A 14,660-nucleotide genomic window follows, 5' to 3' on the forward strand; every position below is an offset into this window, starting at 1 on the left:
CGGATCGCAACTGTGTTGTTGAAGGGAAGTTGAAAGGGAGGCGCGTGAAGCGTTACGAACAACTGGCCGACGATCTCCAGGCTCAGATCGAACGCGGCGTGTACCGGCCCGGCGAGCGGATTCCGTCGGTGCGGCAGGCGAGCCGGCAGCAGCAGCTCAGCGTCACGACCGTGCTGCGCGCGTACCTCGTGCTGGAAAGCCGCGGCCTGATCGAAAGCCGGCCGCAGTCGGGCTATTTCGTGCGGGCGCGCGCGGCAGCGCCGGCCGAGGCCGAGCTGCACATGTCGGCGCCGGCCGCCGAGCCGTCGGCGGTGGACGTGAGCCGGCTCGTGCTGTCGACGCTGCGCTCGATCGCGCGCGACGATGCGGTGCCGCTCGGTTCGCCGTATCCCGATGCATCGCAGTTCCCGGTGCAGCGCCTCGCGCGCTATGCGCAGGCGATCGGGCGCCGCCGCACGCGCTGGGGCGTGATCGACGACCTGCCGCCCGGCAACCAGGAACTGATCCGCCAGATCGCGCGGCGCTACGCGGAGCGCGGAATCGCGGTCGAGCCGGGCGAGATCGTGATGACGATCGGCGCGACCGAGGCGATCAACCTGTGCCTGCAGGCCGTCGCGAAGCCGGGCGACACGATCGCCGTCGAGTCGCCGACGTTCTACGCAATGCTGCACGCGATCGAGCGGATGGGCATGCGCGCGCTCGAAGTCGCGACGCATCCGGTCGACGGCATCGATCTCGACGCGCTCGAACGGATCCTCGAGCGCGAGCGCATCGCCGCGTGCATGGTGATGCCGAATTTCCAGAATCCGCTCGGCTTCCAGATGCCCGACGCGCGCAAGCGCGCGCTCGTCGAGCTGCTGGCGAAGCACGGCGTGCCGGCGATCGAGAACGACGTCTATCACGAGCTGCACTTCGGCGACACGACGCCGAGCGCGCTGAAATCGTTCGACCGCGACGGGCTCGTGCTGCATTGCGCGTCGTTCACGAAAAGCCTGTCGCCGCGCTACCGGATCGGCTGGGCGATGCCGGGCCGCTACCGCGACCAGGTCGAGAAGCTGAAATTCCTGAACACACTCGCGACGCCCGCGATCGAGCAACTGGCGATCGCCGAGTACCTGAAACATGACGGCTACGATTTCCACCTGCGGCGCATGCGCAAGCAGTACGCGCAGCAGGCAAGCCTGATGAGCGCGATGGTGCGGCGGTTCTTTCCGGAAGGCACGCGGCTGTCGCAGCCGCAGGGCGGGTATGTGCTGTGGGTCGAGCTGCCGCCGCAGGTCGATGCGATGAAGCTCTACACGCTCGCGCTCGCGCAGCGGATCACCGTTGGGCCCGGGCACATGTTTTCTGCGGGCACCGATTACCGGCATTTCATCCGGCTCAACTACAGCTATCCGTGGTCGCGGCAGATCGAGGAAGCGCTGAAGGTGCTGGGGCGGCTCGCATCGGAGTGCGCGGCGAGGTGAACGGCGCAATGCCGGGTGGCAGGCGGCGGCCGGTGGCCGGCCGCCGTGGCATGCATCAACCCGCGTGCGGCGCTTGCAGCCCGGCTTGCACGGCACCGGCCATCTGCCGCATGTCGAAGCCCGACGGGTGCTGGTACACGCGCAGCCCGAACTCCGGCAGCACCGCGATCAGGTGATCGAACAGGTCGGACTGGATGGTCTCGTAGTCGACCCACGACGTCGTATCGGTGAAGCAGTACAGTTCGAGCGGAATGCCTTCGGCCGTGAGCGGCAACTGCCGCGCCATGCACGTCATGTCGCGGCGGATCCGCGGATGGCCCTTCAGGTAGTTCGCGACATACGCGCGGAACGTACCGAGATTCGTCAGCTGGCGGCGGTTTGCCGGGCAATCGCCCGCCGCGCCGAGCGTGCCGTTCCATTGCTCGATCGCGTCGACCTTGTCCTCGAGATAGTCCTTCAGCAGCGTCAGGCGTTCGAGCCGTTCGATCTCGTCGCTGGAGAGAAAGCGCACGCTCGTCGCGTCGACGAACAGCGCGCGCTTGATGCGCCGCCCGCCCGCTTCGGTCATCCCGCGCCAGTTCTGGTAGCTCTCGGTGATCAGTTTCCACGTCGGCACCGTGATGATCGTGTGATCGAAGTTCGCGACCTTCACGGTGTTCAGCGTGATGTCGATGACCGTGCCGTCCGCGCCGGCCGACGGCATCGTGATCCAGTCGCCGATCCGCAGCATGTCGTTCGACGACAGCTGCACGCCCGCGACGAGGCCGAGCAGCGTGTCCTTGAAGATCAGCATCAGCACCGCGGACATCGCGCCGATGCCGGACAGCAGCAGGCCGATCTGCTTGCCGGTCGCATCGCCGATCACGACCAGCGCGGCCGTTATGAACATCACGAGCTTGACGAGCTGCATCGCGCCTTTCAGCGACAGGCGCGGCTGGTCGCGATGGTGCGTGCGGTGCGTGTGTTCGAGCGCGGACAGCGTCGCACTGATGGTCATCGTCACGAGGAACACGATCAGCGCGAACAGCACCTTGTCGGCGACCTGCACGGCCGTGTCGGGAATGCCGGGCACCGCGCCGAGGCCTAGCTTGATCACGACGAACGGGACGATACGGTTCAGCCACCTGAACGCGCCGAACTCGAACAGCGCGTCGTCGACGCGCGTGGCCGACAGCCGCGCGAGCCGCGCGACCACGCGAAACAGCAGGAAATGGACGGCCGCGGTGATTGCGCCGGCGGCGGCGAGCAGGACGAGGAGGCCGACGAGCGGCGCAAACCAGGATTCGTTCAGGGTCATAGGGGCAGACAGGGGCCTTCTTGTGCGTTGAATCGGCGCCGCGACGCGGCGCGCGCCCGGTGAAGGGCACATGAAAGGGACCGTGATTGTGCCATCGGGTTCCGGGCGCATGAGTCTGACGCGCGTCGCGCGGCTCCCGAACCTTCTCACCATTGCGCAGGTATCCTCTGTAATCGGGTGAGGGTGAAAGGCGAATCCGCATCACCGCAAGCCGGTGTGCGCACCGGTTACCGGATGCGTCGCGCGTATGCCCGCAGTCGACTCGAAGCCTTTGCGGCGGGCCCTCGCGGGTGACAGCGCCGGACCGGCGATCCATGCATTCATGCGGGCATTGCATGCGCTGCCGTTGCGTCGCTCGCCGACGGTGAGCGATACGCGGCAGCTTCGCGCACTTGCCATGCGATGCCTGCCCGAGGCACGATGCGCGAACGACTTCGCGAACCGCGTCACCCCGTTACTTCGTCATCACGCATTTCACGCATGCAAGATTCCAGCGAAAACCCTCCGTCACGCGTGCGGTTGCTGAAAGGCATCCTGCCGATCCGCCGCGCGGGGGCCATCCGCGATGTATTCGCGGGCATTTCGCTCGCGTCGATGGACATCCCGCAGGTGCTCGGTTACGCGCGCATCGCCGGCATGCCTGCCGTCACGGGCCTTTACACGGTGTTCCTGCCGCTCATCGCGTTCGCGTGCTTCGGTGCGTCGCGCCATCTCGTGGTCGCAGCCGATTCCGCGACCGCGACGATCTTCGCGAGCCGGCTTGCGAAGATGGCGCCGGCCGGCAGCGCCGACTATGCGGCGCTGGCCGGCATGGTCGCGCTGCTGACCGCCGCGATGCTGCTGCTCGCGCGCATCTTCAAGCTCGGCTTTCTCGCCGATTTCCTGTCGCGCACGGTGCTGGTCGGCTTTCTCGCCGGCGTCGGCGTGCAGGTGTCGATCGCGATGCTCGGCGACATGCTCGGCCTGGCCGTGCCGTACCCGGCATCGCGCAGCCTCGCGCAATTCGCCTATGTCGTCACGCATCTCGTCGACGCGAACCGGCCGACCTTCGCGCTCGCGGTACTCGTGGTCGTCGCGATTCTCGTGTGCAAGCGGTTCCTGCCGCGCGTGCCGGTGCCGATGATCGCGGTCGCGGGCAGCATCGCCGCGAGCCATGCGTTCGGCTTCGCCGCGCACGGCATCGCGGTGCTCGGGCCCGTCGCGGGCGGGCTGCCGCCGCTGCGCTGGCCGTCCGTCACGTGGCAGCAGTTCCTCGATCTCGTGCCGGTCGCCGCGTCGTGCTTCGTGATGATCATCGCGCAGAGCGCGGCCGCCGCGCGCGTGTTCGCGCAGCAGTACGGCGAGGACGTCGACACCAACGCCGACATCCTCGGGCTCGCGGCCGCGAATGCGGCCGCCGCGGTCGGCGGCGCGTTCGTCGTCAACGGCAGCCCGACACAGACGGCGATGGCCGATGGCGCGGGCGTGCGCAGCCAGATCGGACATCTCGCGTTCGCCGCCGTCGTGGCCGTCGTGCTGCTGTTCTTCAGCACGACCCTGCAGTATCTGCCGCATGCGGTGCTGGCCGGCATCGTGTTTACGATCGCGCTCGGGCTGATCAACGTGCGCAGCCTCGCGGCGATCCGCAACGAAAGCCCCGGCGAATTCACGCTCGCGCTGGTGACGGCCGTGGCCGTCGTGACGGTCGGCGTCGAGCAGGGCATCCTGCTGGCCGTCGCGTTGTCGCTGATGCGGCACGTGCGCCACAGCTACCAGCCGCACACGATGGTGCTCGAACCGGTCGAAGGCAACGGACGGTGGCAGCCGGTGCCGACGCGGCCCGGCGCGATGACGGCGCCGGGGCTGATCGTCTACCGGTTCGGCTCCGGCCTGTTCTTCGCGAACGACCATCTGTTCGCTGCCGAAGTGACCGAACTCGTCGATGCGGCGCCGCTGCCGCCGCGCTGGTTCGTCGTCGATGCGGGCGCGATCACCGATCTCGACTATTCGGCCGCGCGGACCGTGACCGATCTCGTCAAGATGCTGCACGCGCGCGGGATCGGCGTGCTGTTCGGGCGCGTCAGCCGCTATCTGCGCGCGGACATGGATCGTCACCGGATCACCGAGGTCGTCGGCGCGTCGTGCATCTTCGCGACGCTGCATCAGGCGCTGGAGGCGGCGGGCACGACACCGTCGCCGCAGGAGCCGGGCACCGTGTAGCGTGAACCGGCGCTAGGCGGCCGTGCGGAAGCGCGCGAAGCCGTTGCGCAGGTGGCGGGCCAGTTCCGTCGCGGCCGGCGTGCGCTGGCCGCGCGGCAGATGAAGGTTGATCGCGAAGTTCGGCAGCGCTCCCCCCGCGCTCAGCGCGAACCGAAGCGCGCGGCGCCGGCCGATCGCCCGCCCGTACCGGCCGACCACAACGGCAGCCGCAGCGTCGTGACGAAGCTCGCCGCATGCAGCACGCAAAGCAGGCCGAACGCCCACGCGTATGCGGCGGCTTGCGTACCGCCGTCCGCCGACGATTCGGCCTGTAGCCGCCATGCGAGGAACAGCGTGCATATCGTCGTGAACGTCGGGCCGCCGAGGCGCTGCACGATATTGAGCGACGTCGTCGCCATCGGCAGGTTGCGGCGCTCGACCGACGCATACGCGGCGGAGATCGACGGCGCACCGATCGCGCTCTGGCCCATGCCGCGCAGAAACAGTGCCGGCACGAGCACGTACGGATCGTAGCCGGTCAGCGCGAGGGACACGAACGGCAGCGTCGCGACGAAGGCGAGCAACGCACCGGCGGCGGCCAGCCGGCGTACGCCGAACCGGCTCGTCAACGCGCCCATCGACGGATAAGTGACGAGCATGCCGAGCCCGAGCGGCGCGAGCAGCCAGCCCATCTCGCCCGGCGAGCGCCCGCACGCCTGGATCAGGAACACGGGAATCAGCATCTGGCCCGCGTACATCGCGCCGTTCGACAGGAACTGCGTGCCGGCCGCCGCGCCGAATACGCGGGAGCGAAACAGCGCGAGATCGATCAGTGCGTTTTCGCCCTTGCGTTGCTCGAAGCGCACGAACGCGACGAGCAGCAGCGCAGAGCATGCGATCGCGGCGATGCCGAGCGCCGTGCCGATCCGCTCGGCGCCATACAGGAACAGCACGAGGCCGGGCGACAGCAAGGCGAGGCCGATCCAGTCGAGTTTGCGCGGTTGCGCGTCGTCCCGGTCGCCCGGCAGGAACCGCGCGGCCAGCGCGAGCGCCAGCACGCCGACGGGCAGGTTCACGAGAAACAGCCAGCGCCACGACGCGTACTGCAGGATCGCGCCGGCGACCACGGGGCCGAGGATCGGCGCGAGCAGCACGGGCACCGCCGCGTAGCCGATTACGCGGGCCATCTGCTGGCCGGCGACGCGCGCGATCATCATCTGCGCCATCGGCGCGAGCAGCCCGCCGCTGACGCCTTGCAGCACGCGGAACGCGATCAATGACGGCGCGGACCACGCGAGCCCGCACAGCGCCGACGTGAGCGTGAACGCGGAGAAGCACCACAGGTACAGCGCCTTCGCGCCGATGCGGTCGACGAGCCAGCCGTTCAGCGGCAGCACCAGCGTCAGCGCGAGCAGGTAGCCGCTCGTCACCCACTGGATCGTCGACAGGCCCGCATGCAGGTCGGTCGCGAGGCTCGACAGCGATACGTTGACGATCGTCGCGTCGAGCTGCGACAGCAGCGAGCCGAGCGTCGCGACCGCGCTGACCTTCCAGATCGACGGAGCGAGCCGGCCGGCCGCGCGGCCCGGCGCCGGCTGTGCGCGTCGGTCGCTCACGCGCCGCGCCGGTCGAGCAGCGCGACGATGTCCTGCGTCGAGCCCGTTTCGCCGAGGCGCGGGAACAGACGTTCGATACTGTTCGCGTGCGCGTCCGCGTTGAGGTCGGTCATCGCGTCGACGGCGAGCGTCACGTTGTAGCCGAGTTCGTGGGCCTGCCGCGCGGTCGATTCGACGCCGATGCTCGTCGCGACGCCGGTCAGCACGATCTGCGTGACGCCGGCCGCCTTCAGGTGCGCGTCGAGATCGGTGCCGGTAAACGCGCCCCAGGTTTTTTTCGTCACGACGTGGTCGCCCGGCTGCCGGTTCAGTTCGGGCACGAGTTCGGTCCAGTCGGCGGGCAGCGCGTCCAGGCGCACCTGCTGCTGCGTGCGGCCCGGTGCGACGCCGGCGACGTTGACGAGCACGACCGGCAGGCCGCGGCTGCGGAATGCGTCGAGCAGTTCGCGGGCATGCGCGACCACCGGCGCGACCGGGTGTGCGGTGGGGAGGGCGACGATGCCTTTCTGCAGGTCGATGACGACGAGTGCCGTGTTCGTGTCGAGACGGGTTGCGCTCATGATGGGGCTCCGTGGAATGGACGAAGGAAGGCGGGCGCGCGAATGCCGCGTGGCGCGCAGGCCGGGGTCATTGCTCGCCGATGCGACGGATCAGCGGGATCGCGGCGGCGAGCGTGTCGATGTCTTCTGGATCGAGCCTTTCGATCGCCGCGCCAAGCCACTTGTGCTTCGCGGCATTGCGCTTGCGGCGTGCGGCGAGGCCGGCGGCGGTCAGCATGAACAGGATCTGGCGGCCGTCGGTCGGATGCGGTTCGCGTTCGACGAGACCGTCTTCCTCGAGGCTCGCGAGGATCGCCTTCATCGACTGCGGTTTCATCGCTTCGGCGCGCGCGAGATCGGCGGTCGTCATCGGCCCGTGCCGTTCGAGCCGCGCGAGCGCACTCGTCTGGGACATGCCGAGCCCTTCGGATTCGATCTCGGAGCGGAGCCGGCGGATCAACTGGCCGACCGCGAGGGTCAGGTCGGCGGCGACGAGGTCGGCGGAAACGCCGGGTTTGCGTGGCGGGTTCATGCGGCGGATCATAGAACACGACAGTTGAACTTGCAAGTTTAACTGTCGAATTGACCGGCAGACCGCGTCACCGCCAGGCGGGCGGTTACGTGCGGCGCGGCAGGGCGACCGGCACGACTTCGCTGTATTTAGGTGTGGCGTCCTCGTGCAGCAGGTCGCCGAGATATTGCGCGAGTTCGTCCGCGGCGAGCGCGGATGGAATCTGCAGGTTGGCCGGGCGCCGCTTGCCTTCGGCGCCGAGATCGAACACGGCCCAGTGGCCGTTCGTACGCACGACGGCGAGCAGCCGTCCGAATGCGCTGAAGCGGTATTCGTCCTGCATGGCATCGCTCCCGTAGGGGGTGAACGCGCCGGCCGCCTGTGCGCGCTTACTGGATCGAGCAGGTCAGCCAGCGATGGATTTTGAGTGCGTCGCTCGATACGCCGGCGCGCGTCGGCGCGCCGAGCAGCACGACCGTTTCGCGGCGGCCCTTCACGCGCATGCCCATCACGACGCCGTGCCCCGATTCGTTGATGAAGCCCGTCTTCTGCAGCCGGATCGGCAGGCGGCGATAGCGGACGAGCGGGTCGGAATTCACGTACAGCAGCTCGCCGTCGCCGGGGCGCACGGTGGTCGACGTATCCGTCGAGAAATAGCGGATCAGCGGATCCTGCGCCGCCGCGCCGACGAGCTTCGCGAGATCCTCGGCCGTCGACACGTTGTGCGGCGACAGGCCGGTCGGCTCCCTGAAGTGCGTGTGGCGCATGCCGAGCCGGCGCGCTTGTCGGTTCATCGCCTTGACGAACGCGGCGCGCCCGCCCGGATAGTCGCGGCTCAGCGCGGCGGCCGCGCGGTTTTCCGACGACATCAGCGCGATATGGAACATGTCGCGGCGCGACAGCTCCGAGCCGACCTGCAATCGGGAACCGGTGAACTTGATCGTGTCGCGATCGTGCGCGGTGACGCGCAGCACGCCGTTCAGCGGACGATCCGCGTCGCGTGCGACGACGGCCGTCATCAGCTTCGAGATCGACGCTATCGGCCGCACGGTGCGCGCGTTGCGGGCCAGCAGCGGCGTGCCGGAGTCGACGTCGAGTACATAGGCCGCGCGTGAATGCAACGACCTGACCGCGCGCGGGCTATAGCCGCAGCTTGCCATCAGGCGCGGTTTGGCGGCGGCCGGGCGCGGGCGTACGGCGGTCGTGCGCTTCGCACGGCGATGCTGCGGAGCCGGCGCCGCATGACGCTTGACCGCACGATGCCTCGCATGCGGGCGGCGATGCTTGACGGCCTTGATCTTGCGGTGGGCGGGCTTCTTCTTGACGGCTTTCGCATGCGCATGGACATGTGCGGTGCGATGCGGCTGCGCGCGCTGCGCGGACGCGTTCGCGGCGAACGCGAGCAGCAGGAACGAGAGGGCGAGGATCAGGGTGGTCCGGGCGCGACGCAGGCGCGCGATGAGGCCGGTCAAGCGAAAGTCTCCTTTTCACGCGCGATGCGGCTGCGCGGAATGCATGGGCGGTCAGCGGGTGCGGGAAATTATACGGTCGATCGCGTGGCGATGACGATTGGATCGCGCGCAATGGCGTGTGATGCAGGCAGATTCGGGGCGTTCTTTTGCTGTCGATCAACGGCACGCATGCCGTGAAAAATCGTAAAGGCGTGCCGTTCCGGGCCGGCACACCGCAGGATGCGGCGCAGTTCAGCGCGGCCAGTTCCGCCGCGACACGACCGCAAAACTGATCGCGATCGAACCCGTCACCGCGCGTGGCGGCGCGTCTTCGATCGCATCGCCGAAGCGAAAACGGCGGCTGCGTCCGTCGCTGCGTTCGGCACGACGCTTCGGTGCGCGCGTATCGACGGCGGCGGTGCGTTCGTTTGCAGCCGCGCCATCGCAGGATGGGATCGCCACGCATTCGGACACGGGATCTAGTGACATGACAGTAAATTCCGGGAAGGGCATGCCCGTATTGAACGTCATCGCATTCGATCAGTAAAATGAATATTTCGATCGTTACGATTCCCTTAAAGAATGGAACTGAAACTGCTGCGAACGTTCCTGACGGTCACCGAGCTGTGCCATTTCAGCCGCGCGGCCGATGCGCTGCACATGAGCCAGCCGGCACTGAGCAAGCAGATCGGCGCGCTCGAGGCGAGCCTCGGCGGCAAGCTGTTCGAGCGCGGGCGGCACGGCGCGGAGCTGACACCGTTCGGCGAACGCTTCCTGCCCGATGCGCAGGCGCTCGTGCGCGATGCCGACGAGATTCTTGCGCGTGCGCGGGAGGCGACCAGCGGGCAGCGCGGGCATCTGCGGCTCGGCATCTGCCTGTCCGTGCTGACGCTCGTGCCGAAGCTGGTCGCGGAATTTCGTCGCCGCAATCCGGGCATCGCCGTCACGCTGAGCGACCTGTCGTCGTCCGAGCAGACGCGCCGGCTGCGTGCGGGCAAGCTCGATGCCGGGTTCCTGCGCCTGCCGTCCGACGACGGGCTGTCGTCGTTCAAGGTGATCGACGAAGGGCTCGCGCTCGCGGTGCCGCCGCATCTCGGCTTCAAGCGCGTGCCGGCCGACCTCGACGTGCTCAACGAGATCGGTTTCATCGCGCTGCAGCGTGCGCGTGGCCCGGGGCTCGCCGCGCAGGTCGACCGATGGTGCGTCGAGCGCCGCTTCGTGCCGCACGTGACGCAGCAGGCCGAAGATGTGCAGTCGGTGCTGACCTCCGTCGCGGCCGGCGTTGGCGTCGCGTTCATCCCGTCGCGCGCGCAGTACCTGCTGCGCGACGCGACGGTGCTGCCGCTCGACGGCAGGGACGCGAAGTGGCACGTGGGGCTCGCGTGGCTGTCGGGCCGCGACGATCCCGTCACGACGCATTTCGTGTCGTTCATGCGCGCCGCGATCAAGGGTGCGTGACGCGGCGTATAGTGCTCGCGATTGCATCCTCCTCCTGAATGAATGCCGGTCCGGCACCGGCTCACGAACCCGAACCGATGACTTCAGAATCCGACGAATCCCCGCTCGATCCCGCACTCGTTGCGACACTCGCGACGCTGAACGAGGCCGCGAACGATCCGGCGGGCAAGACGTGGTCGCTGCCGAAGATCGCGAAACGCGCGCAACTGCCGATGAGCACGTTGCGCCGCGTGCTGACGCAGCTCGATGCCGCGGGCCTGAGCGCGACGACGCTGAACGAGGACGGTACCGGCAGCGCCACGCTGACCGACGAAGGGCGCGCGGTGTGCGCGCAACTGTTCGGCGCGAACGACGCCGAATAAAGGAACGGGCCGCTGATGCGGCCCGTCGTGTTGCAGCCCGACGCATTCACCGCGCCAGCCTGTGTATCACCACCGCGCCGTCACGCCGCCCATCACCGAATGACGGTAGGTCTGGTCGTTCAGCCCGCGCCGGTAGCCGACGTCGAGATCGAGCCAGCGCGTCGGCGAATAGATCGCGCCCGCGAGCACGAACGCCGGATTCGCGCCGGCGGTGCTTTCGGTGTTGCGCGACATGCCGACGTCGACCGCGAGCTGCAGCCGGTCGGTCGCCTTGTAGAGCGCCGCGCCCGACACGGCCCAGATCGACGTCAGGTCGCCCTGACGATTCGGCTGGTACGCGAGGCCCGCATTCGCGAGCAGCGAGAAGCGCGCGACGTCGGCCTGCGCGAGCAGCGTCGCGCCGGTGCCGACGCGGCCCGTGCCGAGCCCGCGACCGTCGTTGCCGGTCGGCATCGTCACCTTCGGTTTCAGCGCGAGCGACAGCGGCCCGCGTTCGACGAAGCGCCATTTCATGCCGATCTCGACATCGCCGATGCCCGCGCCGTTTTCGTCGGTGCGCGTTTGCAGATGCGTATAAGGCGCGTTGACGTAGAGGTCGACGTGTTCGCCGAACCCGCGCGTGAGCGTCGCGTTCCACAGCTGGTGGCGGCCGCTGTCTTCCTGTTTCGAGGTTTCCTCGGCGTTGAACTCGAACTGCCAGTTCGCATTGCCCTGCGTGCCCGTATCGTCGCTGACGAGCGGGTGGGCCGGATAGGCGTCGAGCGGTGCGAGGAGGGCGCTCGCGGCTGCGAGCGGAAGGATTCTTTTCATTGCATCACCCGTATTGCATCGTGAGCGGCCGGCCCGCGCGCATTGCGCGGGCCGGCACGTCGTTATCCGAACGGAATCAGAACCACTGCTTGTAGCGGCGCACGTAGATCGTCTTGACGATCTGCGCGAGCAGGATGTAGCCGACCATCGTCGCGGCGAGCCACAGCCAGAACGTGCCCGGCAGGTGCATGAAGCCGAGCGCATCCGCGAACGGCGAGAACGGCAGCCAGCAGCCGATCGCGATCGCGGTGAACGTCGACAGCAGCACCGGCAGCGCGGCCGTGCTTTGCAGGAACGGGATCTTCTGCGTGCGCAGCAGGTGCACGACGAGCGTCTGCGATACGAGGCTCTCGATGAACCAGCCAGAGTTCATCACGATCTGGCCGCCGGTGCCGCCGTTCAGGTGATACATCGCGCCCGCGCCGAACACGGTCCACATCAGCACGTAGGTCGTGATGTCGAACACGGACGACGTCGGCCCGACCCACAGCATGAAGCGGCTGATGTTGCCGGCTTCCCACTTGCGCGGCTTCTTCAGGAACTCGGGATCCATCTTGTCCCACGGCAGCAGCATCTGCGACGTGTCGTAGACCAGGTTCAGCACGAGCAGCTGCGTCGCGAGCATCGGCTCCCACGGCAGGAACGCGCTGGCGACGAGCACCGAGAACACGTTGCCGAAGTTCGAGCTCGCGGTCATGTTCAGGTACTTCAGGATGTTGCCGAACGTCTCGCGGCCCTTGATCACGCCTTCCTCGAGCACCATCAGGCTCTTTTCGAGCAGGATGATGTCGGCGGTTTCCTTCGCGATGTCGGCGCCGCTGTCGACCGAGATGCCGACGTCGGCGTCGCGCAGCGCGGGCGCATCGTTGATGCCGTCGCCGAGGAAGCCGACCGTGTGCCCGTTCGCCTGCAGCGCCTTGACGATGCGCGCCTTCTGCAGCGGCGTAAGCTTCGCGAACACGGTCGTGCGTTCGACCACCTGCGCGAGCGTTGCGTCGTCGAGCGCCTCGATTTCCGCGCCGAGGATCGGCTTGCCGGGTTCGAGGCCGACCTGGCGGCACACCTTCATCGTGACGGTCGGGTTGTCGCCCGTCAGCACCTTCACCGCGACGCCGTTCTCGCGCAGCGCGGCGAGTGCCGGCGCGGCCGACTCCTTCGGCGGATCGAGGAAGGTGAGGAAGCCGCGCACGACGAGGTCGCGTTCGTCGGCGGTGCGGTACTGCTCGCGTTCGTCGCCGCGCGGGATCGTGCGCGTTGCGAGCACGAGCACGCGGAAGCCGTCCTCGTTGTATGCGTTGGCCTGTTCGAGCAGCCGCTTGCGCGCGACGAAGTCGAGCGGGCGGACGCCGTCTTCATCCTGCACATGCGTGGAGACGGCCAGCATTTCCTCGACCGCGCCCTTGCAGACCAGCAGGTGCGTGCCGCGCGTATCCTCGACGACCACTGACAGGCGGCGCCGCACGAAGTCGAACGGCAGCTCGTCGATCTTCTTGTAGCCCTGCGGCTTCGCGCGATCGCCGATCTCGTCGGCGCGTGCAACGACCGCGATGTCGATCAGGTTCTTCTGGCCGCTCTGGTGGAAGCTGTTCAGCCAGCCGAGTCGCAGGATTTCCTCGTTTTTATGACCGGACAGGTCGAGGTGGTGTTCGAGGATGATCTTGTCCTGCGTGAGCGTGCCGGTCTTGTCGGTGCACAGCACGTCCATCGCGCCGAAGTTCTGCACCGAGTTCAACCGCTTGACGACGACCTTGCGGCGCGCCATCGCGATCGCGCCGCGCGCGAGGTTCGCGCTGACGATCATCGGCAGCATCTCGGGCGTGAGACCCACGGCCACCGCGAGCGCGAACGTGAGTGCGCTTAGCCAGTCGCCCTTGGTCAGGCCGTTGATCATGAACACGATCGGCACCATCACGAACATGAACTTGATCAGCAGCCAGCTCACGCTCGAGACGCCGCGGTCGAAGCTCGTCTCGATGCGCTTGTGGCTCACGACGTTGCGTGCGAGCGAACCGAAGTACGTGTCTTCGCCGGTCGCGACGACGACGGCCGTCGCCGTGCCGCTGACGACGTTGGTGCCCATGAAGCAGACATTCTCGAGATCGAGCAGCGGCGTCGATGCATCGTTCGCCGCGCCGGCCGTGCCGGTGCTCGCCGATTTGCCGGCGACCGCGCCGAGCGTGTCGTATTTCTCGACGGGCAGCGCTTCGCCGGTGAGCACGGCCTGGCTGATGAACAGGTCGCGCGACGCGAGCAGGCGCACGTCGGCGGGGATCATGTCGCCGGCCGACAGGTGCACGATGTCGCCCGGCACGACCTCGCGCATCGGCACCTCGCGGCGCGCCGGCTCGGCGATATCGGTGATCGCGCGCTGCACGGTGGCCGTCGTGCGGACCATCGCCTTGAGCTTCTCGGCCGCGCGCAGCGAACGGAATTCCTGCACGAAACGCAGCAGCGCGCTGATCGTGACCATCGTCAGCAGGATCGTCATGCCGACGTAGTCGCGATCGCCGGGCGTCGCGAACCAGACGTCGGTGAAGAAGCTGATGGCGGCCAGCACCAGCAGCACGTAGACGAACGGGTTGTGGAATGACATCAGCAACTGGCGGGACCAGTGCGGCGGCTTGTCGTGCGCGATTTCGTTCGGGCCGTGGTGCTGCAGGCGGTCGGCGGCCTGGTCGTAGGTGAGGCCGCGCGTGCTGGTGCGCAGCGACTTCAGCGTGTCTTCGATCGGGCGGGCCGCTTCCTGCGCGGCGCGCATGATGCGCGGTTCGTTCTGCTGACCGGGGCCGGTCTTGATGAAGCCGCGCTGTTTTTTCTGAGAATGATTTCGTTGTGTCATGGTCGCTCCTGGCGCGCGAGGCGGCGGGCGGGGAGCGGCCGTGACGTTATCGACGCACGAGCGCTCCCCGCCGCGTCGCGTCAAACGCGATCGGCTGTGGATCGGTAAAGGCTGGAACGCTCGCCGGCGCGCG

The 14,660-nt window shown here is 67.9% G+C and carries 13 protein-coding genes; 4 read left to right on the top strand and 9 right to left on the bottom strand.

Annotated elements, in window-relative coordinates; genetic code table 11:
• Positions 1–44: 44 nt before the first annotated feature.
• Positions 45–1,466 carry a PLP-dependent aminotransferase family protein gene (locus ACM6JT_RS08355; RefSeq protein ID WP_414856251.1) on the top strand — a complete coding sequence of 474 codons (1,422 nt, stop codon included), beginning with the start codon at positions 45–47 and terminating at the stop codon, positions 1,464–1,466.
• A gap of 55 nt (positions 1,467–1,521) precedes the next feature.
• On the opposite strand, the gene ACM6JT_RS08360 is transcribed toward ACM6JT_RS08355, so the two are convergent.
• Positions 1,522–2,763, bottom strand: a complete 1,242-nt coding sequence (locus ACM6JT_RS08360; RefSeq protein ID WP_034180265.1) for a mechanosensitive ion channel family protein — start codon at positions 2,761–2,763, stop codon at positions 1,522–1,524.
• Between the two features lie 480 nt (positions 2,764–3,243).
• Between ACM6JT_RS08360 and ACM6JT_RS08365 the strand changes: the two genes are divergently transcribed.
• The gene (locus tag ACM6JT_RS08365; protein ID WP_414856252.1) at positions 3,244–4,962 is read left to right on the top strand and encodes a SulP family inorganic anion transporter; all 1,719 of its coding nucleotides are present in this window, start codon (positions 3,244–3,246) and stop codon (positions 4,960–4,962) included.
• A gap of 140 nt (positions 4,963–5,102) precedes the next feature.
• Here the strand turns inward: ACM6JT_RS08365 and ACM6JT_RS08370 are convergent, their stop codons facing one another.
• The 6 genes from ACM6JT_RS08370 to ACM6JT_RS08395 form a co-directional block, all read right to left on the bottom strand.
• A complete protein-coding gene (locus tag ACM6JT_RS08370) occupies positions 5,103–6,557 on the bottom strand; it encodes a DHA2 family efflux MFS transporter permease subunit (protein ID WP_414856253.1) in 1,455 nt (484 codons plus the stop codon).
• Complete coding sequence (locus tag ACM6JT_RS08375) at positions 6,554–7,117, bottom strand: isochorismatase family protein (RefSeq protein ID WP_034180262.1); 564 nt, start codon at positions 7,115–7,117, stop codon at positions 6,554–6,556. Before ACM6JT_RS08375 ends, ACM6JT_RS08370 begins: the two co-directional genes overlap by 4 nt.
• A gap of 67 nt (positions 7,118–7,184) precedes the next feature.
• Positions 7,185–7,640 carry a MarR family winged helix-turn-helix transcriptional regulator gene (locus ACM6JT_RS08380; protein ID WP_051983655.1) on the bottom strand — a complete coding sequence of 152 codons (456 nt, stop codon included), beginning with the start codon at positions 7,638–7,640 and terminating at the stop codon, positions 7,185–7,187.
• A 73-nt stretch (positions 7,641–7,713) separates the two neighbouring features.
• Positions 7,714–7,950 carry a hypothetical protein gene (locus tag ACM6JT_RS08385; RefSeq protein WP_034180261.1) on the bottom strand — a complete coding sequence of 79 codons (237 nt, stop codon included), beginning with the start codon at positions 7,948–7,950 and terminating at the stop codon, positions 7,714–7,716.
• Between the two features lie 46 nt (positions 7,951–7,996).
• Entirely contained in the window at positions 7,997–9,079 is a 1,083-nt protein-coding gene (locus tag ACM6JT_RS08390) for a serine hydrolase (protein WP_414856254.1), read from the bottom strand.
• Between the two features lie 231 nt (positions 9,080–9,310).
• Positions 9,311–9,589 carry a hypothetical protein gene (locus ACM6JT_RS08395; protein ID WP_414856255.1) on the bottom strand — a complete coding sequence of 93 codons (279 nt, stop codon included), beginning with the start codon at positions 9,587–9,589 and terminating at the stop codon, positions 9,311–9,313.
• A 51-nt stretch (positions 9,590–9,640) separates the two neighbouring features.
• Between ACM6JT_RS08395 and ACM6JT_RS08400 the strand changes: the two genes are divergently transcribed.
• Together ACM6JT_RS08400 and ACM6JT_RS08405 are read left to right on the top strand one after the other, a co-directional pair.
• On the top strand, positions 9,641–10,516 hold the full coding sequence (locus tag ACM6JT_RS08400; protein WP_414856256.1) for a LysR family transcriptional regulator: 876 nt from the start codon (positions 9,641–9,643) through the stop codon (positions 10,514–10,516).
• Positions 10,517–10,593: 77 nt separating this feature from the next.
• Entirely contained in the window at positions 10,594–10,878 is a 285-nt protein-coding gene (locus tag ACM6JT_RS08405; RefSeq protein ID WP_175747617.1) for a transcriptional regulator, read from the top strand.
• A gap of 66 nt (positions 10,879–10,944) precedes the next feature.
• Here ACM6JT_RS08405 and ACM6JT_RS08410 read toward each other — a convergent pair whose 3' ends face one another.
• Together ACM6JT_RS08410 and mgtA are read right to left on the bottom strand one after the other, a co-directional pair.
• Positions 10,945–11,688, bottom strand: coding sequence for a transporter (locus tag ACM6JT_RS08410; protein WP_407972209.1), 744 nt, complete (start codon positions 11,686–11,688; stop codon positions 10,945–10,947).
• Positions 11,689–11,764: 76 nt separating this feature from the next.
• Positions 11,765–14,527, bottom strand: coding sequence for a magnesium-translocating P-type ATPase (gene mgtA / locus ACM6JT_RS08415; protein WP_414856257.1), 2,763 nt, complete (start codon positions 14,525–14,527; stop codon positions 11,765–11,767).
• Positions 14,528–14,660: the final 133 nt, after the last annotated feature.

The organism is Burkholderia sp. IT-111MI5, from assembly GCF_949752865.1.
Lineage (GTDB): Bacteria > Pseudomonadota > Gammaproteobacteria > Burkholderiales > Burkholderiaceae > Burkholderia > Burkholderia pyrrocinia_C.